The following is a 22,231-nucleotide window of genomic DNA, read 5'->3' on the forward strand; positions in this document are numbered from 1 at the left end:
CAGCTTCTGCAACACCTCAGCCAGCGACTTTCCTGCCGCCAACATCGCTTGCCCCTCCTGCAACAGCTTCACAATCTGCTCAGGCTTACGTCGTCGTCGCTTCGTCATCAAAGTCTCCTCGAACCAAAATCGGTCGGTTGACTCTCATAACATCTGGATCAGAAAATGGGGAGCACGCCACGCTGACACAGCCGCGAACTCATACATGTAAAGAAGGCGAGGCTGCATCAAAGAGCTATTGCGAATGCGCACACAAGAGCAGCATGCGCTAAGAAATGGTGAGTCTACTGAACCGCAACCGCAACTCGATTCTTCTTGGCCAGGGCAACTCGATTCTGTCGAACCTTTTCAAGCGGTTCGGAAATCCAACGAATCAAAGCAGCGGAAACCAGGAAGGTCGCGACGGCCACGATGATGAGCTTGAAGTTCTCAAGGTGGAGTTTGCGGAGAAATGGCTCGGTCGAATACAGCACGAGCATGTGCGAAATGTAGATTGGATACGAGTATTCGCCGATCTTGGCATCAAGCTTTGAATACCTCGTAGAAGCAAAGAGATACGGAATCGCAAAGAAGGCAATGCTATAGAAGACCCATCGACGGGGAATGGACTCAAGAGGAACGTAGGTGTAGAAGAGGATGAAGAGCGCGAACACCGCAATCACGGGTATGCGCCATCGACTCTGAACCCAACTCTCTGCCGGGCTTCGACTGTAAAGCTTGTAAGCGAGTGTGCCCAACAGGAACATGGCCAGTTCAAAGGGAAAAAATCGATAAGACCAGGGATCTTCAAACAGCCCGAATGCATTCGCTACGAAGCCTCTCAACGCAAGACTCGCAGCCGTGATCGCAATGATCACCGGAACACGTCGGCAAACGATAAAAGGGGCGATCAGATAGAACATCAGTTCGAGGCTTAAAGTCCATGCCTGAACGACAAACAGAAAGCGGAAACACTCGGGTGACGTCGTATGGAAATCTGGTGCAAATTCAAAAGTGCCCGTACTCAAGTTCAACTGACTGAAAAAGAGCGCGTCCTGGCCGAGAAGAAATACATTTGTAAGAACCAGATAAAGACGAGACGTCCAGTCGATCGAACCCCAGTATTCAAAGTACAGCGTCAGTTTGCCCGGGTTATCCAACAGCCAATACGATGCCAACGAAGCAAGAAAGGTGCACGCCAGAACGACGAGATAGATCGGATAGAGTCTCAGAATACGGTTCGAAATGAAGAGTTTGTAACCACCGGGGCCACTGTATTTCTTTTCAAGGATCAAGGCCATGTAGAAGCCAGAGATCATGAAGAAGCACTGGACAGCTGCCATCCCGCCTGTGAGTTGCAGCCTCGATGTCGGTTCGGTGTGCACAACGAGAACAGCTAATGCAAGAACTGTGCGAAGAACGCCCATCGAGTTCGGCTTTCACTTTCTAAACAACAACGCGGAAATTGATCGCCAAACAGATCACTGTGCAGCAACGCCAAAGGAACGGGCAATTGCACTCTCTATTTGAAGCAGTCGAAACGTTGTCCCCATCTGAAAAAGATCGGAGGTGGGACAGAGTATCGATCCGTACAGAACGAGTGTCAATTTGATTAACGATGTTTCAAAACGAAATCGAAACCTGAGCAGGTTATGACGACGGAATCGATTACCACGAAGACAGAAGCACGAACTCGATCAAACACGGCGACGAAACAGGAGCTTAACTTCCCTCAGTCCAAAACTATCGAGCTGTGGCAACTTCAAGCGGTTCGTGATAGTCAGGATTGGGGACGTAAACCATTTGGGATGACATTTGAGCCATCGACTCCTTCTTCGCACAGGTATACATCGACGGAATTGTCGCCAATGTCAGGAAGTACAAAGTGGTGCTCTGTCCGAAGTAAGAAATTCCGAAGAAGTTTGCCAGGTGCACAAGAAGGCAGACTCCGAGGCACCATGCCATTTTCTGTTTTTTCGGGTCATTTCGGTACAAAGGAGTGATTCGCCCGACCAATCGAAATCCCTCGACGAGCATCCACGTGAACAGAACCATCGTCATGAAACCGCCTCGGACGCCTTCAAGAATAAATTGATTCGTGACGTCGAAGAGTTGCAGTCCCCAATGCGCGGTCGACCGCGTTCCGACAAAGGCCCATTCGAAGAAACGATTCACTGCCTGATTGATCAGATTGAAACGGTGGTAGCCCGTTGATCCCCCAACCGCACTGACACGTGCGATCAAGTGCCACACTGGCTGTTTCATCGAAACGTGCAAAGCAGCAAGCAGTGCGAAGAACGCACAGACAGCAGGATACGTCACTCCGCGAATGTACCAGAAACCAATCCCGATCGTGGCTGTTAACGCCCCGAACACGGGAGTCGAGGACGAACACGTCACAATAATGACGCAGGATGCACCGGCGCCAAGAATGGCGAGAATCCGATAGCGTTTGTCCAGGATCATCATTCCGTAAAACCACGGTAACAATGCTGCCCAGAAACAACCTGCCACAATTGGATGAGCGAACGCTCCCTGGCAGCGAAGCCGTCCCTGTCGCACTTTCGTAAACTCAGGAACTCCACCGAAGACAGAGAACAAGTTTCTCCTCGTCGACCATTCATTCAGGAAGAAACAGGAGACGACAACAGCTGCGATCGCAAACGCAGCACCAATTGACCGAACATCCGCCCAGTCTTTGATCGCAAATCGAAACGCAAAGTAAGCGCCCGCATGATCAACACCCTGCCCTGACATGGTCACGAACGCGCTCGGCGAACCGTTCTGAATTGTAAATATCAATATCTTCAGGATCGTCCATGCGATCACAAGCTTGTCGAGCCTCTGCATCCGAAAGGTGCGATAGTCGCCCCGCATCAACACTCTCAGTAGGAGAGTAATGATCAGAATTCGAGTAAAGCTGAAGTCGAGACCGAAAATCAGAACTCGCTGTGCATCCGAGACGAAACACGGGAGGAGCAAAGCGGACGCAAGTGCCCCGCGACGTGGCAGAATCAAAATTCCGAGGCACGCTGTGATGAGAAGGCCAAGTCCGACAGGATGCACGACCGTCTGGTTGGAGTACCATTGGTTCTCTGCAACTTTCCAATATCCGGCGGGCTCGTAGGCCAGAATGTTCCACAACATTTCGGGATCGTTCCACTCACGCTGCCAAACGAACGACAGAGTGAGTTCCTTCTGCTAGTGCAATTTTCGTCTTTGATGTCCAGCGATTGAACGGTTCGGATCGCTCTTTTGTTGTGTCCAGTCGGGGAAGTTGCAGGACGTTAAACGGACCAGCTTCGCTGTCGTTCTATTCACGGCAGCTGATTTCCTAAACGTTAACCGATGAACTCTTTCAATTTCATAATCAGATTCGGGTCAGGATTCCAGACTTCTTTCGCGATTGTAGACTCATCCGCGTCGGCTAATTCATCAAGCACTCGCGGAAGAGCGACTTCGTCTTCGGCAACTCGAATCCGTTCCGACCGCTTAAACCGGCTGACTGTCGCCATTTGATGGTCGTTTCGAGTTTCGTTCAAATGTCCCCGTCGCGGCATCACAACCGTGAGCTTCCCAGTCTCCAGAGCAGTGATGATGGTTCCCATTCCGGCATGTGCGACGACGACCCTCGCTCGGTCAAACGTACTCCGGTATTCGTCCGGGGTCAACGTTTCAACTGGTTCGAACGACTTTGGCTGATACGTCGATTTCCCGATCTGCGCGATCACCTCTTCCGAAATGTTGCTGTTCTGAACCCATTCATCGACAGCCTGAACGAGTCGATCGAAGGATTGCAGACTCCCGACAGTTACGAAAATCATATCACGGATCCCCAGTATTGTGCTCCCTCACTGCTCGAGAGATGTTCCCATTGTGTCAGGACGACATCTGCCTGTTTCAACGCGAGTTGCCCGGAGTACGAAAGTTCCTCCGCATTGGCAATGCTGTCGATCCACATCGTTTTCGCGCCAATCAGCTTCCCGATTCGCAGAGCAAAGAAACCCGGAGCTGCTCCCGTCGTGATCACTACGTCGGGACGTTCACTCACAACAACTTGAACCAGCGCAAGCAAGGATCGCAGCATCTTCCATTTGCTGTCGCGATTCCCTTCGGGAACGACACGAAATCGTTCTCCTTCCACCATTGAAGCATATTCCGGCACGGTGCTGATAAAGACGACGTCGCAATCTGAGAAAGCATCCCGGAGGCGGAGCAGTTGTGTCCAATGCCCTCCTCGTGATGCAACAGCGAGCACTTTTTTTCGCTTAACTTCCGCCAATGGTCATCCCTTAAGTCAGTCACGCTGTGTTTTGATTGAGACAATTCAGTAAGAACTCAGTCGAGTTGAATCGAGTCCCCCAGCGATAACATGAATTACACTCGGATAATTTATTTCAACAAACGGGAGAAATGCTGACGCCGAGCTACAAGGACGAAACGGTTTCGTGCTTGGAGTCATCAGTTGTTTTGTGCGACGCGTCCGCACTTTCTCCGTCCCCTTTTCGAGATGAGTCGTCCCGCTCCCAGTTGTATGAACTCAGGTTCGCCATCTGTTTTTTCGCCCGATACCGAACAATTAAGCTGATGATGAGATAGATCGGAAAGCGAATCAGGATATCGGGACGAAGAATCGTCCGGATGGTCTCCCAGCGATTGTCCTCAGAGTGGTGGCGTTCCAGCACGTCCGCATGGGTCGTCTTCAATTCATAAACACCCAGTCGACTGCGTGTTCGGATTTTCACCAGAGACGAAGCTGTTGATGGAGCGTAGACGAGAGTCTGACAGGTCGGAACGATCGTCCGCTCGGCATTCGTAAACTGCCCACGTACGAAGCCGTCGTCGGAGATGATTTTAGGGAATTCCTCAAACCGTCCTCGGGCTGCTTCGTTCATTCCATACGCCCCGACACCAATGCGTCCCGGTTTGTTGTAAGGAAGTCGTTGCCAGACATAGTAATAAGCTTTGACAATCCATGAAGAATCGGAGGTCTCATACCGAACGGTGGGCCAAGCTGCGCGAACGTCATCGCCTTCCATCGCAGCGATCATATCCGGAATGAAATTCGGTGTGACATCGATATCGGCATCGAGATAGATCCTCGGGAACTGCGATGCCGCTTCGTCTCCGAGATTCAATGCGTGGATCTTTGAGCCAATCTCCGTCTCGATCACTTGCACTCGCGGTGCGTACTGCTTCGCCTTCGTCGCGGTGTCATCTGAACACCCGTTGCAGACCACGAAGACATCGATTGGTTGATCTCCAATGCTCTTAAGCAATGAAGTCAACGTCCGCTCGATCACGGCGGATTCATTGTGGGCTGGAATAATGACGCTGCCGTGCATTTGAACTCCCCCTGTTTCTCCGTCGATTGACCGATTAGCGCTTGCCGAGATAGCGCCGCATGACGATTCGGCGCAGAGTTCCAACGATGGATTTGAACTTCTCATTTAACGAGAGCTGACTCATCCAAAACTGAAACATTGGCATTCCACGGTAGCGCGGAGCTCCGGCAAATAACATCCGGCAGGCCACAAGTCGCCCCCAGACTTTTCCTCGTGTCTTCAATAGATTTGGCTGAGAAGCGGGAAGAAGCTGCGGATCGATTTGTTCGGCGCGAAGGTAACCAGCTTCGATGGCTTCGCGAATAAACTTCTCGCCCGCTTCCGTTCGAGCAACGATCAGGGAATCACCTTGCTCCCCTTCCTTCGGAGTTCGATACCAGGGGTCACCAATCGCGATGTCAGCAAACTCTCCCGTGTGGTCGATGCAAACGCGGCATCTCCACTGGACATGTCGAGTCAGAATGTCTCCCCACGATTGATCGTAGGTCATTTTCTCTTCGCGACCTTCGTGGCTGACAGCTGTCGCGTGCCCGGGCCATCCCTTCCCTCGATATCGAAACGAGCGAATTTCGTTGTCGGATTCGAATCCCATCTTCTTGAGGACCGCTCTCGTTCCCGCAGTCGACGGTGTTCCCGCACAGAACAATGCGATGGTCACCTGAATTTTCTTATCGAGTTCAGGTCGTATCTTACGCACCTTCTTCAACGCAGCGACATCGCAGGGTTTTCCAATGAAGACCGCTTGCCCGTCAGCCTGTTCGATCAGATCCAAGCGTTCGCAAGGGCTCGCCGGTGAATACCGAGACCCCGCTCCTCCCAGCAACTCATCACGAGTCGTGCTGAGAACGGTCTTGTTCAGTACCGGATTCTCCGTGTCCATGACAGTATGCAAGACTCCGGAGGCAGCCTTTTTTTCCAAACCAAACAGAGCAAGCGCACTGATTCCGCCGCCACTTGATCCGTGAAAGCGAATCTCTTCGTCGGCCGCATGTCCTTCCCAGACACCGCGAACAGGTCCCCACCCGGCAATCAGATCTTTGATGTTCTCCGGGATGTCGAGATTTTCATGCTTCAGCTCTTTACCGGGACAAACTGCGACTGCGTCCTGTTCCTGCCGTCGCGTCTCCGCATTTGATTGCGTTGTCAGTCGCTGAGGTCGAATTCCTTCGTTTTCGACGTTCTCAAGCTGAAACAACTCGGGACTGACAAACGCGCATGCCCCGCACCCACAGCATAACTGCTGATTTTTGATCCGTTCGATTGTTTCGAAGCTTGACGTCATAGTACCGTTGATCGTGTCCAGATTTCCGTGTGTCAACCAGTGGGTTGAGCGATGTTTCCAGTCGACCCAACACGTTGACTGGTTCGCAAACCATTTAGGGCCGTCATTGCATGATATGCCAGCCCTGCCGTCAGTGCCGTTGCCAATCCGAAACGAAGCACTGGAAGACTCGATTCCAACATGTACCGATCGACGAGAAAGATCGTAACCACCAGTCCGAATGCAAGGATTTGCTGGGTTATACTCGGAAAGAGAGGAACGCGACGTGCGTATTTCAGCCAGAAGGCGGAAGTCGACAGAGCCAGGACTTCCGCGACAAGCATAATCAGAATCACTGCTTCGACCGAACCGCCGATCGACGCAACGCCAAAGGCAACAGGCACTCCGAGTGCCCTCACGACGTTACTCACCAGCAGACCTTTTGTTTCCGCCAGCGCCAGAAGTCCCTGAGACTGTGTTGTTCTTAACAGTCGAACGACCATCATCACTGAAATCAAAGCGACGATCGTCCCCGCTTCGGCAAACTCCTCGTCGTAGGCCAGTTCGATCAGCGTCGGCAAAACAAGAATCGCGACCGCTCCAAATGCAGCTGCCGCAGAAGCAGTAATCTGTGACACTTGTGAGTAGTGCTCGTTAAAACTCGATGCTCCACTCGGCTTGGAAAGAATTGGGAAAAATAGCGACATCAGAATTTTCGTCGCTGCCTGAATCGGGACGTTTGTAAGGGAAAAGGCCAGAGCATAGTTCCCCAGGACGACGAGACCGTACGCACGACCGATGATAAAGCGGTCCGCGAAAAGTCCCACGAACATCAGAATGCCGCTCAGCATGAGTGGCCATCCATAGTCGATCAGGCCCTTCGTGTGCTCCGGAGACCACTTCAATCGATAACGCTCTTTCGCCACAAAATGCGAGACAGCACCGCTCAAGAATGACTGTGCCAAGACGGCAACCATCACCGCCGAGTAGGAGTGAGTGACCATTCCGGCAATCACTCCCGCGACCAGGGCTCCGACCTGAGACATCACCTCGACGATGACAAACGGCCCAAACCTCATGCTCCGCTGAATCCGGATCACATCCAGGTTCATGAGCGATTTAAATATTGGGACAAGCGAAAGAAGCTGGAATGCCCAGGCTGCTTGAGGAGCTTGAAACCACTCCGCACACGGTTTTGCGACGAGAAACAGAACAAGGCCAAGGATCAACCCGCGAATCAGCATCATCGAATGAGCTGTTCCGAGAAACTCAGGGCTGTCCGCATCTGAAGATTGGACAACCTGTTTCTGCATGCCAATGTCACTGGCCAGTTCAACGGCCGACATCGTGGCGAGAAACCCGGCCGAGATCCCCATGTTCTCAGCGCCGATCAATTTGGCGAGAACAAGATTTCGCGAGAACGAGAGCCCAAGAGTCAATACCTGACCGGCAGAGACAATGGCTCCTCCTCTAAGAAGTCGATCACTCATACCTGTTCAACCAACTCTGAATGAGTGATTCCTTCCATAGCCCGGACGATGGAGTCTGCCTGTTCTTCAACCTGTTCGGCGATTCGAGGAATCGAAGAGGCGAGTGTCTCGCGAATCTCTTCTCGACGCTGGAAACAGTCCCACATGCCTTGCACGCATGTCTCAACAGGATCGTCTCTGAGTTCGATCACGCAGTCGCCGCAATCGCATGTCTCGAAGACACCTTTGGTTTTCAGGCTGTAAGCCAGTGCTCCGGTCGGCACTTGTGTCGACAAGGAAGCGATCGTCGAATGCATCCGCGTTCCACAGAACCAATCGCAATGACTAATCACCCACTTCGCACATCTTGGATCAGAGAGCGCTGGAATGACTTCCAAACGGGATTGCAGTTCCTGCGGCACCGCCTTGCGAACCGCTTCGCACGCGGTGAGGTCTGATTCAACGGGATTGTTCGGCGGGATCACGTGTGGAACGAGAACGACGCGAACCGATTCGTCGGCGAGAAACTTCCGAACCAGTTTGTCGACCAATTCGCGGTAATTCCCTTTCAAGTCGTACTGGGCCTGAGCGTCTTCTCCGCCATTGTAAATGAGTCCGCTGACATTGATTCCAACGGTTGTGAGCGAATCGTTACTCCACGCGTTCACTTGGGATTGAACAGCCTCATCCGGAGGCAGAAGCGGAAGCCCGAACGCAACATCAACTCCGAGCCGAGCCTGTCCTTCGGCCTCCTTACCGTCCATCATCTTGTTGAGTGTTTCGAAGCTTCGAGCATCCCTTGCCCACGAAGCTGTTGAGTTCTGAACGAGTTCAGAAGCGACACGAAAAGTCTCATCGGTCGAATAGGGTCCGTACGTCTGAGGCAAGAGGATCAGCTTGCCTCCTTCTTGAAGAGCCAATTGCTTCCGGACTGTCATATCTTCGAATCGTTTCGGGCCATAGAGATCAGTAAAACTGTCTCCCCCGCTGATATCGAGAACACTCTGACTGTTGCGAAATGCCTTCAGAGCGTCATGTGGAAAACCGATCCGTTGAGCCAATCGGATGAAGTTCAGGTTGTCTGTTCTCCAGAATCGACGGGAAACGGACGTGCCGATGTGAACCAGTTCCAGCTCTTCTCCATTGCTCAGGCGCGTGCTTGAGAGGAACTCTCCTCTTGAATAGTCGAGGAGTACTGGAACCCAGTTCGGGTGCCGCTTCGCGATGCTTTCGATGACCGATAACGCTAATGCGGAAACACCAAGATTTCCGGAATCGAGCGGTGCTCCCATGAGACAATAAAATTGCCCCGAATTCAGAATCTCTGAAATTCTTTGCGACATTTTTGGATTTGATCCCATCTCTATGCGGAGCCTTCACGGAGCAAAACAGTGCGGATTGTGCGGAGGATGATGTACATATCCAGCCACAACGACCAGTGTCGGATGTAGTACATGTCCCAGTAGATACGCTTCTCGTAAACACCGGCATTGCGACAACTGACCTGCCACATTCCTGTGATCCCGGGTCTCACGGTTTTGTACGCACTGAACTCATGAGGATAGTCGACGATATAACTTTGATCGTAGGTTGGCGAGTTTACGATCGGTCGCGGACCAACAATGCTCATTTCGCCGACGAAAACGTTCCACAGCTGTGGGAATTCGTCAAAGCTGGTGGTCCGAATGAACTTCCCGATCCAGGTCACGCGGGGATCATTTTTCAGCTTGTGTGTCTGTTCCCACTCTTCTCGTGCAGCAGCATTGTTCTGCAGATACTCATCGAGGACCTGATCCGCATTGGGAACCATGGAACGGAACTTCCAGGCTGTGAAAGTCTCTCCGCCCAGCCCGACTCGTTTCTGTCCGTAAAGAATTGGACCTTTCGATGACAACTTGATGGCCACCGAAATGAATGCGAGCAACGGGAACAGGACGATTCCGCCGAATACGGTCAGGGCGATGTCGATGAATCGCTTCGCCGCCACTTTCAATGATTTTGGAACAACTCCACCGACCCAAAGCCCGCAGGTTGGACCAACTGTGTAAATCTGGTCCCAAGGTCCCATGTCGAAGCTTGAGGAGGCCAGGTGAACGCGATTGGGAATCGCAAGAAGTCCCGGCTCGAGTTCTTCCTGTTCAATCGGGACTTCGTGTGAAATGAGAACCCAGGTCGCTTTGGTTTTATTCGCAACGTCAAAACAGGATCGAACGTCGGAATAGGGAATATCTGGAGCACAGTTGTTTTGCTCGTGACTCCAATAGTCTTCCGGAGAAAGCAAAACACCGACTGGCCGAAACCCGCGGTCAGGCATTTGCTTCAAGCGACGATACAAGTCCGTGGCAATTTGAGGAGTTCCGTAGATGAGAACCGGAGCCCCCCAGTAAGGAACGGCAGCCATGATCGTTCGAACGACAAAGCGTGCGGACGGGAAGACGACAATCGACAAGAGATAGGCGATGGCTGAGGCTGTCAGGAAAAAGGTCCAGCTCTTAAGAAGCATCGTCATTCCGACAGCAACGAAGATGAGCAACGCCATTCCGGAGCATCGCAGAATATTTCGAAACTCGACGACGGGATTCATTCCGAACCCGGGATACATCCCCGCGAGTCGGGCGAGCGGAAACATCAGGATCGCAGAGATAAACGCGGTCTGACTTTGAATGGTTGTCGTTGGCAATCCCAGAAGCCGTTCGGCGATCCCCGTGGCTGTCAGTAGGACAAACCACATGACCACTGTATCTGTCGCAACCAGTGGGAGCGACGTCACAACGGATTGCACGAGACTCGCGAGCGAGAGTTTCGCGTGATTTCCAAACTTGTGTGCCCCGGAGTGAACCTGGCAATAACGAGCGAGAGTATGTGCGCTTTGCTGTTCGAGAGCTTCTAACCGAGCAAATCGCTTTTGAGCTGACACAGGTCTACCGATCGTTGGGCTGGAAGAATTGGGTGTATTCATCTGACTCGAATTGTTTATCGGTACTGCCCAATTGTCGGTTCCGAGTTGGGCGGGGATGGAACGTTCCTGAAATTTGTCACGTTGCGCTGGTGTTCGTCAGTCAGTTGATTCGTTGTAGTCAGGTTATTGCGGTTGGGAGGAGCCAACCTTCGAGATCGCAGAAGCATTTTGCTGATTAAGAGACACAGATCAGGCGGGAAAGCGTAGAAATACCAAAGGTATCGCTTGTGTGGATTCTGTGTGTTGATATCTCTTGAAACGTCTACAAAGTTGCCCGCTCTGATAGATCGATCGACCATCCTCTTTGGGTTTTGAAATCATGTCGCTCTTCTTCACTATGCAATTGGCGTTGAAGTTGTGTCAAGAACTCACTGCAGAAATCACAGAGTAGTTTTCTTTGGGAAAAGTGAATCAATCGTGCATTAAGAATCTCGTTAATGTTTTCAGAAACGTTGAGTGTCTGGTTTCTGCGAGTTTTAGCGTGCGTAGTGATCATGCCGGATTGTGGCATCTGCTCAACATCATGCTTTTTCCATACCATCGATACATTTTGATCTCAGGCATGCTGCAACTTCGTCCTTGACAGAAAACTGCACAAAAGTACACTCGACCTGTCTCAAACTTACGCCACGACAGGTGAGAAGTTCAGTGAACACTACACTGCAGCAACTGCGCCAAAAGCTCGTTTCTCTGCAAAGAAATCCATCTGTCTTACCACGTTCTGCGTCACGTTCATTCCAGATAGACCAGCAATTTTTCAAGGAACTCCCTCCTGGAACAGTTGTGGAATGGATTTCCGAAAACGGAGCAGGAGCCGGAAGCCTTGTTTTTCAACTCATTCGTCCCTTGTTGCATCAACGCAACATGGAACTGGTCGTCGTTGACCCTCGACAGGAATTTCACCCAACCGGTTTGTTCGGAAATGGTGGAACATTCGATCGGATGCTCATTCTTCGCCCTCACCGGAAGGATGTTCCATGGACGTATGAGCAAGTTTTACGATCGACTGCTGGAGTTCTTGCAATCGGACCACTGGAACGAGTCCTCCCTTCAACCTACCGACGCTTCAAGCTGGCAGCGGAACACGGCGGGGGAATAGCCATGTTTCTTCGGCCTTCCAAATACCGCCATGAACCCTCCTGGGCAGATTACCGCATCCAGATCACTCCTCAGCCTGGACCGAGACAGGCTCCATTAACACGAGCGCTCCAGATGGAACTCCTCCACGTTCGTGGGGGGCGCACTTCACATCAACCTTCTCAGGTCATTATCCATGACGATGCGAGCGTTGTGCGTGTGGATTCCCAACTGGCCCATCCAGCGAGTCTGGACCGATCAGCCTGAACGGAAGAAGGACATTCTCATCCTCCAGGCAGTCGGCTCCAAAGACCAGAAAGTCGTGGCAGCCTGCTGTCCGCAAGCCAGAGCCTGCGGCATTTTGCCACGTCTTCCCGTAGCGGATGCTGAAGTCTTGCTTGAAGAGAAGACTTCGGAAACCAACCCGTTTCCGAAACCGAAACCAACTCCTTCCAACGAACAGAATCTGCCGACTGTTCAGAATCGCCTCGTTCATTTTGAAACATCTCAACCGGAGGCAGACCGCCAGGCGTTGCTCGAACTCGCCTGGGACTGCGAGCGTTTTTCTCCGTGCGTTGGAATAGAAGAATCCGATGAACCCGACTGCCTGTTGATGGATGTCTCTGGCTGCGCTCCTCTCTTTGGAGGAGAAGACCATCTCATCAATGCCGTCTTATCGGAAATGCGTAACCGCGAACTCGAGACACGTCTGGCCATCGCCCCCACCGTCGGCGCTGCCTGGGCGTTCGCACATCAACGAACTTCAGAATCGCCCACGACCATCGTTTCTGAAGACCAGTTGCCCTCTTTATTGCGCCCGCTTTCAATTCGTTACCTGCGACTCTCTTCGCGAACGGTTCATTCTCTCGAAGAACTTGGCCTGCGAACTGTCCGTCAATTGCTCCAACTGCCTCGTCGAACGTTACCTGCCCGATTCCCTTCTGAACTGTTGACGAAACTCGATCAGCTTCAAGGCAGCATGCCCGAAAAGATCATTCCCGAACGTCGACCGGAATGCGACGAACAAATCTGGGAAAGCGAAGAGACCATCAACGACAGGACAACCCTTGAGTTCGTTCTGAAAACTCAACTCGATCAATTCGTGCAGAAACTTCTGCCTTCCAGGTTGGGAGTCCGCCTTCTCTCATGTGAACTGACTGCGTTCGGGCAGCAGAGTCTTTCCATTCAGATTGAGTTGCTCCGTCCGACTCAATCAGCATCACACCTGTTGGAACTGATCACACTTCGCTGGGAACACCAAAAACTGCCTGAACAGATTTCCCGAATCCTGCTTCGCGCTGATCAAACCAGCCCTCTCAGTAAGCGTCAGTCGAAACTTTTTGACGACACAACTCTCCAGCCAGATTCGCCAGCCTTTGACCATTCTTCAAGTAAGTCTTCGCGCACTCACACGAGCAAACAGGACGACAAGCATCTCAAACAATCCAAGCGAGCGCACACACAAGAACAACAAGCTCTCGAGCATCTGATTGAACGCCTCCACAGCCGACTCGGTCCGGAAGCAGTCGCGAGGGTTCAATTCGCTGAAGAAGAACAACCGGAACTCGCAGTTCGGTTTGTTCCCGTGATGGCTTCTTTCCGAAGCCAACCGCTTTCGCCTCCTCCAGTCATCGGATTCCTGAAACGTCCACTCTGGCACAAGCAGACACCCGTTCAGATCACTGTCGGCGAACTGACTCCTGATGGATTCCCGCACGATTTTCAATGCGACAAGCAACGACATCACATCGCACACGCCTGGGGACCGGAACGCATTACGACTGGCTGGTGGAGACACGACTACATCAAGCGAGATTACTTTCACGTCGAGACCCGAATCGGTCTGCACTTCTGGATTTTTCGCGACCTCAATACCCAGATCTGGTTTTTACACGCAGCTTTCGATTGATCTTTGCCTGAATATCTTCCCGCTGGAGAAACTGCGTCATGCCTGATCAGCCCGATCCAAAACCACAACGTCCCACACTCTCTCCTCAGCCCAGAAAGAAAGACGAACCACCGTATGTCGAATTACATTGTAAAACGAACTTCTCTTTCCTCGAAGGAGCATCACATCCCGATGAAATTGTTCAACGGGCTGCTGTGCTGGGGTATCACGCTTTAGCAATTACGGACAAGAACAGCCTGGCGGGAGTGGTCCGCGCTCATGTCGCTGCCCGAAGTGCCCAATTGAAGCTGCTGATCGGTGCTGAAATCACTCTGACAGACGCTCCGCCTGCAGTGCTTCTGGCGACAGACCGGGACTCCTATGGACGCTTGTGCCGTCTGCTCACTATCGGAAAACGTCGGGCTCCCAAAGGCGAGTGCCAACTGACATTCGAAGACCTGACGACACACTCACAGGGACTACTCGCATGTGTTTTGCTGCGGCAAGGACTGGACTTTCCCCCTTCCCTGCTCTCTCAGTATCGAAGAGTTTTCGGAGATCGCTGCTACGGATTGCTCGAAAGACACTTCGACGCAGACGACTCTCACACTCTCGAACTCATGCTGCAGAGAGCGAAGACTTGCGACATCCCGGTCGCTGCCGCGAACAATGTTCACTATCACATCCCCCGTCGACGCCTCCTGCACGACACTCTCACCGCAATTCGCCATCGTTGTCGAATCTCCGAACTCGGCACGCGTCGATTCTCCAACGGAGAGCGCTATCTGAAATCGCCCACTCAGATGCGGGACTTGTTTTCGGATCTCCCTGATGCTGTCTTCCGAACAAAAGAAATCGCCGACCGCTGCCAGTTTTCACTCGACGAATTACGTTACGAATACCCTCAGGAATTGTGTCCACCGGGAATCACACGGATTCAATACTTACGTAAAGTCACCGAAGCCGGTGCTCGTGAGCGGTATCCCCAGGGCGTTCCTGAGAAGGTCCGAAAGATCCTCGAACACGAACTCGAATTGATCGAAAAGCTTCAGTATGAATCCTACTTTCTGACGGTCTGGGACCTCGTCAACTTTGCTCGCAGCCAGAACATTCTCTGTCAGGGACGCGGGTCCGCTGCGAATTCTGCTGTCTGTTATTGCCTGGGAGTCACATCCGTGAATCCCGATCAGATTGACGTCCTTTTCGAACGGTTTATCTCCGAAGAACGCAACGAAGCCCCGGACATCGATGTCGATTTCGAGCACGATCGCCGAGAGATCGTCCTGCAGTATCTCTATGAGAAGTACGGCCGAGACCGCGCCGGGCTGACCGCGACTGTTATCACTTACCGTCCCAAGTCAGCGGTGCGTGATGTGGGGAAGGCACTCGGCTTCTCACTCGACCGGTTAAACACTTTCGCTAAATCGGCTGATCACATACACGATCCGGAACTTCTCTCACAACGTCTTGAAGAGGCAGGCCTCAACTCTCAGACGCGACTCTCTCGGCAGTTTTTATTTCTCGTTCAGGAAATCCTCGGATTCCCGCGACACCTCTCGCAACATGTCGGAGGCATGATCATCACCCAGCGTCCTCTCTGTGAGATGGCACCGATTGAAAATGCTTCGATGCCCGGCAGAACGGTCATTTGTTGGGACAAAGACGATCTCGACATGCTTGGAATCCTCAAAATTGACTGTCTGGCGTTGGGAATGCTTTCTGCGCTGCACCGCAGTTTCGACCTTCTCAAAAAGCATTACGATCAACATCTCACACTCGCTGACATCCCTTCAGACGATCCGGGCGTCTACGCGATGATTCGAAAGGCCGACACTATTGGTGTCTTTCAAATTGAATCACGGGCACAGATGTCTTCTCTCCCCTTGCTTCGTCCAGAAAAGTGGTACGACCTCGTCATTCAAGTCGCCATCATTCGTCCGGGGCCAATTCAAGGCGACATGGTCCATCCTTACCGGCGTCGTAAAAACGGAGAAGAAGAGGTCAGCTATCCCGACGAACGGATTCGAAGCGTGCTGCACAAAACTCTCGGAGTCCCTTTGTTTCAGGAGCAGGCGATGCGACTCGCAATCGTGGCAGCTGGGTTTACGCCGGGAGAAGCGGATCAACTGCGAAGGGCCATGGCTGCATGGCGACGCACCGGAAACATTGATCAGTTTCGAATCAAACTCATCAATGGACTGACCGCCAATGGCTACGATCAGGAATTCGGAGAGCGGCTGTTTCATATGATTCGTGGCTTCGGACAATACGGATTCCCCGAAAGTCACGCTGCTTCATTTGCACGTCTGGCGTATGCCTCCGCCTGGTTGAAATATCATTATCCGGAAGTCTTCACCGCTTCTCTGCTCAATAGCCAGCCCATGGGATTCTATGGCCCCTCTCAACTGGTTCGCGATGCACGTCAGCACGGTGTCGAAGTACGCGGTGTTGATGTCAACGAAAGCGACTGGAATTGCACACTTGAGTTCTGCCCAAGCGTAAAAAAACGTCCCTACGCTTTGCGATTGGGATTTCGACTGATCAAAGGCTTTGCCGAAGCCCACGCCCAGCAGATTCTCTCTCAACGCAGCGAGCGCCCATTTTCAACCTTCAGCGACTTTGCGTTAAGGACGCGGCTTTCCAAACCTGTTCTGGAAAGACTGAGCAAAGCGGACGCTTTCCGATCCCTCGGGCTGAACCGAAGAGATTCTCAATGGCAATCCATTATCGAACGTCCAGAGCAACCGCTGCTGGACCAGATTCTCGACCAGGAACCGGAAGTCTCTTTGCCACAGATGAGTCCTTACGAAGAAGTCACTCATGACTATCGAACGACCGGGCTCTCACTGAAAACACACCCGATGAAATTCTTGAGGACGACTCTCGATCGCGACCAGATTCTGTCCGCGGAACAGCTTCGACAAGCTTCAGCCGATGCCTGGGTCAAAGTCGCCGGACTGGTCATACTCCGTCAACGTCCGTCGACCTCGAATGGAGTGACGTTCGTGACGCTGGAAGATGAAACTGGATTGGTCAATCTGATCGTTCCGCAAGCTGTCTGGGAACGGCACCGACGCGTCGCGCGACACGCAACCGTGCTTCAGGCTTCCGGTCCTCTTCAAAAACAGAACGAAGTCATTCACGTGCTGGCTCGGCAGCTGAAAGACTTTTCTCACTTACTGCAACAGATCGAAATCTCCTCGCGCGACTTCCACTGACAAACGCATCCCGCAGCCGGTACTTCTGCGATCGATCAACGTCCAAACGAATTACAAACGAGCGACGCTAGTTCGCGATGTGTGCCATTCGTGGATGTTCGATTCTCACGAAGTCACGATACCGCATATAAATCGCTCGACGGTGAGAATTTCCATCGAAGACGATGTGCTCTCCCAATCCAAGCTCGTCATCGACGATGGTTTCGAGTTCGTACTCGGACCCGAACGGAGGAATCGCACCCAACTCGCAGTCAGGGAACAGCAGGCGGAATTCTTCTTCACCCACCAGTTGAACGTTGACCGCTCCCAATTCTCGCCGGACTAATTCCAAATCGATGAACCGGCTTGCTGGAACAACAGCCAACACTCGACTGCCATCCACGTTCAAGACCACCGTTTTCGCGAAGTGACCTTGAGGAACATGCAGAGACTCTGCGGTCCGCCCCGCAGTGTATTCCGTCTCATGTTCCAGGACGTCGAAGTCGACTCCACAAGATCTCAATAACGATTCAACATTCATCACAAAGACCTCCCGTCAAAGAAAAAGAACTCGGGTTGAAGAACAACTCCAACACCGGGGACAGCCTTACGAATCCTGCAACATTCAGCTCGTTCAAGAGAGCGCAGTCATTTTCTGCTCAGCTCCTCCCACGGCACTCAAATAAAGAGTTCCGCTTTCTGAGCACTCAATCGGCTTGATCAACTGCAATGACGCCCGAAGAACGTCTCGCCGACTCACCTGCCCGAGCACCTTTCCGTTCTCAACAATCGGTAAACGTCGATAAGGAGTATTTAAGAAGACTCCCGCGATCGCTAACAAATCATAATCCGTTGTAATCGTCTTTGCAGAAGTGTCCATAAATGCGCTAACACTCGTCGACGGCAATTGCCGGTGAGCTTTCCAAAAGACGATCGAATCACCCGCCGAAATTGGCTTCTCACGATTTGATTCTACTTGATACCGAACGATCGCACTCAAGATTCGAGAATTCTGAAGAACATCACGTCGACTGATCTGGCCGACGATCTGATTTCCGGAAATCACCGGAAGTCGTCGATAGGGAGTCTTAATGAAGATCTGAGTCACGTCGAACAACGACGTCTCCTCACTGACCAGTCTTCCCGGATCGGGATTCATAAACGCCGCAACTTTTCCTCCCGGTACTCCATCGTAAGCACTATTGATCAGCACGCTCATACTCGTTTTTTCTGAGAACACCCCCAGAAACTCGCGGGAAGCCGTCGCAATGGGAGCACCGGAAAATCGATGGCTCAGCAAAAGGCTGATCGCGTCGAAAACATCCTGATCCGGAGAGAGACACACCAGACGTGACGTCATGAACTCACGAGCAACAGGAGTCTTCAAACTATCAGGACCAATGATCTTCGCAGTTTGATCCAGCACGCGCATACAGCTCTTCTCGGAAAAGACACCGAGATAGTTTCCTTCCTGATCGACGACCGGCATCCCTGAGATGCGATGCTTCAACAGCAAGTTAATTGCCTCCGCAGCATCCGTCTCAGGCCGAACTGTGATCAGGCGTTTGGCCATAAACTCTTGAGCCAATGGAAGCGGTGTGGAAGTAAACTCAGTCGACATAAATCATCTCCTTAGTTTTATATTCTTGACCTTACGTGTACTCACTCTGACGTTCAGGACAGCACAGAACCATGCAACATCGTTAGGAGTGCACGAGCCAGAGCAAAGTGCTCCAGTGATTCTTGGGCTGTGACATCAACAACTGCAAACCGTGAGCCGACAACCGGAATCTCTGAGTGACTGCCGGATGTCCTTCGCAATAAACGAATGCGTGAAAAGAAAATCGTCTGGAGTCGATATGAAGAATGAAGAACAGACAGGAAATGAATGAATGGATATTTTGATCGAATGAAAGCAAGTCCGATGCACAAATACGAAAAGAGCGCACGCATCCTTTAGACTCTCCGACCGCAACACTCCTTCGAAGTTGCGAGACTCTTTCAGAGTGTCCTCGGAGAAGGACCGTCGATGTGATCGGCGACGACAGCCGCCAAACACTTTGACCTTCGGTGAAACTCCGAACATCAAAAACGCTGACATAGGCAGACCTCCTCGAATTGACCGCGAGCTGACAGGCAGCCTCGCGTTCCTTTCCAATCCATGATAAAAGTCCGATGCGAGATTCATAGCAGAATCTCTCGATAATTTTTTTCGTGATTTGCAAACGGATTTTTTTCTTGACAACATGATCGACTCCTTTTCTCCGTCGCTTTTCACCTGCAAAGATTGTCAAAGTCGACGACTCAGCCCATTTATTGCATCGAGAAAATCGGAGACCGAATTGATTGCGACAAAAGAGTCTTCACGATCGGAACATCTCTCCATGAAACCAATCAATTGCACTCCGAAACTATTCTGGCAACTTGCAGCTGTGCTTCTTGGGAGCCTGTTCCTTCTGAGCGGATCGGTTGGAGCGGAGGAGACCTACGAGGCCGAATTGCTGTTCCCGCTGGAGTCCTGGCACAACCATGGATCGTGTATCGTCGAGTGCCCGAACGGAGACTTGCTGGCGTGTTGGTTTCATGGTTCAGGTGAGCGGCAGGCGGACGATGTCGAGATTCTCGGAGCGAGAAGAGTCGCGGGCCAGCCAAACTGGTCAAAGCCGTTTCCCATGGCAGACACTCCGGGATTCCCTGACACCAACTGCTGCATGATCATTGATCCCCAGGAACGCCTCTGGCTGTTGTGGCCAACGATTCAGGCGAATCTTTGGGAATCCGCGCTCATGAAGTATAAGACGTCCTCAAGTTACACTCAGCCTGATGTTCCTCCAAAGTGGGATCTCTTGAATGTGCTGCACGTGAAGCATCCCGGAAATTTCCCGGAACAAGTCCGCAGCAAAGCCATCGAATACGCCGGTGAAGCCATTGAATCGGACCTGGCCAAAGCCTGGATCGATTTCATCACTCGTCAGGCAGAAGACAAATTGACTCGAAGAATCGGCTGGTTCACACGTGCCCATCCATTGATTCTCGACGATGGCCGCATGCTCGTCGGTCTCTATTCCGACGGGTTTTCGTTCTCACTCGTTGCAATCACCGACGACTTCGGGAAAACGTGGACGTTCAGCGAACCAATCGTCGGCGGAGGAAATATTCAGCCGAGCTTTGCACAGAAGAACGACGGAACAATCGTCGCGTTTATGCGTGACAACGGCCCTCCTCCCAAACGAGTTCTCGTCTCTGAATCTCAAGATCGTGGGGAAACCTGGAGCAAAGTCACCGATCATCCAGTCTTAAATAACCCAGGCTCCGGTCTCGAAGTGATGCGAGCTCGTAACGGAGATTGGCTGTGTGTCTACAACGATCTACCGAACGGTCGAAATTCGCTGGCTGTCTCGATCTCCCATGACGAAGGAGAAACCTGGTCCGCGACCCGCCACGTCGAACGTCGGCGACAGGACGAAGGATCATTCCATTACCCATCGATCATCGAAGGCGAGGATGGTCTCTTTCACGTCACTTACAGCTACTTCATCCATACCGATCAGTACGGAGAAAAGATCGGGAAAAGCATCAAACACGCTGTCTTCAACCGTGAATGGGTTCTCTCAGACGAGTAACAGCCCGACCCGCCAAAGGATTACGACCATTTGTCGCGGATCTGCTTCAGCCACCGGTGTACTGTCCTGCGACTAGATTGGAGATGCTCGGCGATTTCGTCGTTAGTGTGCCCCTCAAGCTTCATCAGCGCCACGTTTTTGAGGTTGTCATCTCCGAGTTGATCAAGGAGTTGGCAACACGTCTCCGCCATTTCTGCTGCCGCTTGCGGAGTTGGCTCGTCGTCTGCCCATTCGACAATTCCGACCTGGCCGGACTCAGTGCCTGCCAGAAATACAGAATCCCCTCGAACGAGGCCTCCGCCCCGTTTCTGTCTTCGATCATGATGATAGTGGTCGATCACTTTCCGGTTGATGAGTGTTGTTAAGATCCGCCACAAGTTGTCTCGATCACTCAACTCCGGAAAGTTGCCTTCCATTGCGGAACTGCAAAAGCTGTGAAATGCGCTTTGAGCGATATCTTCTTCGTCCGTAACACGCCGTGAAATTCCGGCCATCTTCGTTCGTGCGAACTTCACCATCGGAAGATAGTATTTTTCAAACAGACGATGAATGGCTTCCTGATCGAGTGAGGTCAAATCCGTGAGCAGGATCGACACCGAACCGAGCGAGGACTCTTCGTCGTGAAATTCTTCGAGGGCGGCTTCTGAATTCGCGACAATGATCCGCATGTTCTTTAAATAGAACTGCTGCACAGACTCCGCGAAGAGCGATTCCCCGGGGCGAAATTTGGTCCCGTCAGGATATCGAACGGAAGCTGTTGAAGAAATATTCTCGATTGTCAGCGATCCCGTTCCGTCGGGAGTGACTTGAAGTTGATGCCGGCTAACGGTGCGGTCTTCGATCCCGGCAATAACGAGTCTCTGGTCGTCTTCGACCAAAGCGAATGGCGGCGACTCATCAACTCGTTGGCGGCCAAGTTCCAGAGGTGCGGAGAACTGACCACGAAACAAGCTTCGCTCTTCGTTGCAAATCTCAATCAGGTATGGCTCAACTTCCATACTCTCTTTCATTGTCATTCAGTTCTATTCCCGGATCGAAGTCGTGACAATCCAGTTCCGTGGTCCAAGGTGCTTCCGATGTTGCTTCGCTTTGGTGACTTGTTTGCCTGATCACCACTCGCCACCGGGTCTCTTCATGCGAAGCAGAGCAATCCAGTTCGAACAGTTTACGAAACTTCAAACTCAATCACGGGAACGTTGCTGATCTTCTCAATGCTTTCAATTCAATGCTTCTGACTTCCCTGAATGATAGGAAACGTCTCTGGAATGTTATCAGACACATCAACATCCTTGCAGACATTTGCTTCAAAGTTTATCCCTTTGACGAGAACGATCAATATTGGACTCTTCGCTGAGGCGCAGGTCAGGGAAATCCCTGTGTCTCTCCGAAGGATGAACTCTTGAGAATTCAGCCCCTCCTGCTTAGTGACAAGA

General features: G+C 51.9%; 16 protein-coding genes. 4 read left to right on the top strand and 12 right to left on the bottom strand.

Annotation, left to right across the window (positions count from 1 at the left end; all coding sequences use genetic code 11):
• Nucleotides 1–284: 284 nt before the first annotated feature.
• The 9 genes from KOR42_RS00395 to KOR42_RS00435 all read right to left on the bottom strand — a co-directional run bounded on the left by KOR42_RS00395 (nucleotide 285) and on the right by KOR42_RS00435 (nucleotide 11,013).
• Nucleotides 285–1,406, bottom strand: coding sequence for an acyltransferase family protein (locus tag KOR42_RS00395; RefSeq protein WP_146506655.1), 1,122 nt, complete (start codon nucleotides 1,404–1,406; stop codon nucleotides 285–287).
• Between the two features lie 316 nt (nucleotides 1,407–1,722).
• Nucleotides 1,723–3,126: a hypothetical protein gene (locus KOR42_RS00400; RefSeq protein WP_146506656.1), complete on the bottom strand. Its 1,404-nt coding sequence runs from the start codon at nucleotides 3,124–3,126 to the stop codon at nucleotides 1,723–1,725.
• A 194-nt stretch (nucleotides 3,127–3,320) separates the two neighbouring features.
• On the bottom strand, nucleotides 3,321–3,803 hold the full coding sequence (locus KOR42_RS00405; protein WP_146506657.1) for a glycosyltransferase: 483 nt from the start codon (nucleotides 3,801–3,803) through the stop codon (nucleotides 3,321–3,323).
• Nucleotides 3,800–4,261 (bottom strand): glycosyltransferase family protein, encoded by a 462-nt coding sequence (locus tag KOR42_RS00410; protein WP_146506658.1) that lies wholly within the window; start codon nucleotides 4,259–4,261, stop codon nucleotides 3,800–3,802. Before KOR42_RS00410 ends, KOR42_RS00405 begins: the two co-directional genes overlap by 4 nt.
• Before the next feature lie 145 nt (nucleotides 4,262–4,406).
• Entirely contained in the window at nucleotides 4,407–5,324 is a 918-nt protein-coding gene (locus KOR42_RS00415; protein ID WP_197440726.1) for a glycosyltransferase, read from the bottom strand.
• 34 nt (nucleotides 5,325–5,358) lie between these two features.
• Nucleotides 5,359–6,606 carry a Coenzyme F420 hydrogenase/dehydrogenase, beta subunit C-terminal domain gene (locus KOR42_RS00420; protein ID WP_146506660.1) on the bottom strand — a complete coding sequence of 416 codons (1,248 nt, stop codon included), beginning with the start codon at nucleotides 6,604–6,606 and terminating at the stop codon, nucleotides 5,359–5,361.
• A 32-nt stretch (nucleotides 6,607–6,638) separates the two neighbouring features.
• Nucleotides 6,639–8,075: an oligosaccharide flippase family protein gene (locus KOR42_RS00425; protein WP_146506661.1), complete on the bottom strand. Its 1,437-nt coding sequence runs from the start codon at nucleotides 8,073–8,075 to the stop codon at nucleotides 6,639–6,641.
• A complete protein-coding gene (locus KOR42_RS00430; protein ID WP_197440727.1) occupies nucleotides 8,072–9,397 on the bottom strand; it encodes a polysaccharide pyruvyl transferase family protein in 1,326 nt (441 codons plus the stop codon). Before KOR42_RS00430 ends, KOR42_RS00425 begins: the two co-directional genes overlap by 4 nt.
• 20 nt (nucleotides 9,398–9,417) lie before the next feature.
• The gene (locus KOR42_RS00435) at nucleotides 9,418–11,013 is read right to left on the bottom strand and encodes an exopolysaccharide biosynthesis polyprenyl glycosylphosphotransferase (RefSeq protein ID WP_146506663.1); all 1,596 of its coding nucleotides are present in this window, start codon (nucleotides 11,011–11,013) and stop codon (nucleotides 9,418–9,420) included.
• Nucleotides 11,014–11,796: 783 nt separating this feature from the next.
• Here KOR42_RS00435 and KOR42_RS00440 point away from each other — a divergent pair.
• Genes KOR42_RS00440 through KOR42_RS00450 form a run of 3 tightly spaced genes read left to right on the top strand, consistent with a single transcriptional unit; the run spans nucleotide 11,797 to nucleotide 17,196 of the window.
• Nucleotides 11,797–12,357, top strand: coding sequence for a hypothetical protein (locus KOR42_RS00440; RefSeq protein ID WP_146506664.1), 561 nt, complete (start codon nucleotides 11,797–11,799; stop codon nucleotides 12,355–12,357).
• Complete coding sequence (locus KOR42_RS00445; protein ID WP_197440728.1) at nucleotides 12,287–13,999, top strand: Y-family DNA polymerase; 1,713 nt, start codon at nucleotides 12,287–12,289, stop codon at nucleotides 13,997–13,999. Before KOR42_RS00440 ends, KOR42_RS00445 begins: the two co-directional genes overlap by 71 nt.
• A gap of 38 nt (nucleotides 14,000–14,037) precedes the next feature.
• Nucleotides 14,038–17,196: an error-prone DNA polymerase gene (locus tag KOR42_RS00450; protein WP_146506666.1), complete on the top strand. Its 3,159-nt coding sequence runs from the start codon at nucleotides 14,038–14,040 to the stop codon at nucleotides 17,194–17,196.
• 67 nt (nucleotides 17,197–17,263) lie between these two features.
• Here KOR42_RS00450 and KOR42_RS00455 read toward each other — a convergent pair whose 3' ends face one another.
• Nucleotides 17,264–17,716: an aminoacyl-tRNA deacylase gene (locus KOR42_RS00455; RefSeq protein ID WP_146506667.1), complete on the bottom strand. Its 453-nt coding sequence runs from the start codon at nucleotides 17,714–17,716 to the stop codon at nucleotides 17,264–17,266.
• A gap of 93 nt (nucleotides 17,717–17,809) precedes the next feature.
• Nucleotides 17,810–18,796 (bottom strand): CBS domain-containing protein, encoded by a 987-nt coding sequence (locus KOR42_RS00460; RefSeq protein ID WP_146506668.1) that lies wholly within the window; start codon nucleotides 18,794–18,796, stop codon nucleotides 17,810–17,812.
• Between the two features lie 763 nt (nucleotides 18,797–19,559).
• Here KOR42_RS00460 and KOR42_RS00465 point away from each other — a divergent pair.
• A complete protein-coding gene (locus KOR42_RS00465; RefSeq protein ID WP_146506669.1) occupies nucleotides 19,560–20,798 on the top strand; it encodes a sialidase family protein in 1,239 nt (412 codons plus the stop codon).
• Between the two features lie 20 nt (nucleotides 20,799–20,818).
• On the opposite strand, the gene KOR42_RS00470 is transcribed toward KOR42_RS00465, so the two are convergent.
• Nucleotides 20,819–21,814 (bottom strand): sigma-70 family RNA polymerase sigma factor, encoded by a 996-nt coding sequence (locus KOR42_RS00470; protein ID WP_146506670.1) that lies wholly within the window; start codon nucleotides 21,812–21,814, stop codon nucleotides 20,819–20,821.
• Nucleotides 21,815–22,231: the final 417 nt, after the last annotated feature.

The sequence above is a fragment of the Thalassoglobus neptunius genome, from assembly GCF_007859735.1.
GTDB classification, from domain to species: domain Bacteria; phylum Planctomycetota; class Planctomycetia; order Planctomycetales; family Planctomycetaceae; genus Thalassoglobus; species Thalassoglobus neptunius.

What these genes read in the sequence shown, in the direction of transcription:
- KOR42_RS00465 (WP_146506669.1), top strand. Translation starts at nt 19,560, where the DNA reads ATGAAACCAATCAATTGCACTCCGAAACTATTCTGGCAACTTGCAGCT.
- KOR42_RS00405 (WP_146506657.1), bottom strand. Translation starts at nt 3,803, where the DNA reads ATGATTTTCGTAACTGTCGGGAGTCTGCAATCCTTCGATCGACTCGTT.
- KOR42_RS00395 (WP_146506655.1), bottom strand. Translation starts at nt 1,406, where the DNA reads ATGGGCGTTCTTCGCACAGTTCTTGCATTAGCTGTTCTCGTTGTGCAC.
- KOR42_RS00460 (WP_146506668.1), bottom strand. Translation starts at nt 18,796, where the DNA reads ATGTCGACTGAGTTTACTTCCACACCGCTTCCATTGGCTCAAGAGTTT.
- KOR42_RS00425 (WP_146506661.1), bottom strand. Translation starts at nt 8,075, where the DNA reads ATGAGTGATCGACTTCTTAGAGGAGGAGCCATTGTCTCTGCCGGTCAG.
- KOR42_RS00470 (WP_146506670.1), bottom strand. Translation starts at nt 21,814, where the DNA reads ATGACAATGAAAGAGAGTATGGAAGTTGAGCCATACCTGATTGAGATT.
- KOR42_RS00400 (WP_146506656.1), bottom strand. Translation starts at nt 3,126, where the DNA reads ATGTTGTGGAACATTCTGGCCTACGAGCCCGCCGGATATTGGAAAGTT.
- KOR42_RS00420 (WP_146506660.1), bottom strand. Translation starts at nt 6,606, where the DNA reads ATGACGTCAAGCTTCGAAACAATCGAACGGATCAAAAATCAGCAGTTA.
- KOR42_RS00415 (WP_197440726.1), bottom strand. Translation starts at nt 5,324, where the DNA reads ATGCACGGCAGCGTCATTATTCCAGCCCACAATGAATCCGCCGTGATC.
- KOR42_RS00435 (WP_146506663.1), bottom strand. Translation starts at nt 11,013, where the DNA reads ATGAATACACCCAATTCTTCCAGCCCAACGATCGGTAGACCTGTGTCA.
- KOR42_RS00430 (WP_197440727.1), bottom strand. Translation starts at nt 9,397, where the DNA reads ATGTCGCAAAGAATTTCAGAGATTCTGAATTCGGGGCAATTTTATTGT.
- KOR42_RS00455 (WP_146506667.1), bottom strand. Translation starts at nt 17,716, where the DNA reads ATGAATGTTGAATCGTTATTGAGATCTTGTGGAGTCGACTTCGACGTC.
- KOR42_RS00450 (WP_146506666.1), top strand. Translation starts at nt 14,038, where the DNA reads ATGCCTGATCAGCCCGATCCAAAACCACAACGTCCCACACTCTCTCCT.
- KOR42_RS00445 (WP_197440728.1), top strand. Translation starts at nt 12,287, where the DNA reads ATGACGATGCGAGCGTTGTGCGTGTGGATTCCCAACTGGCCCATCCAG.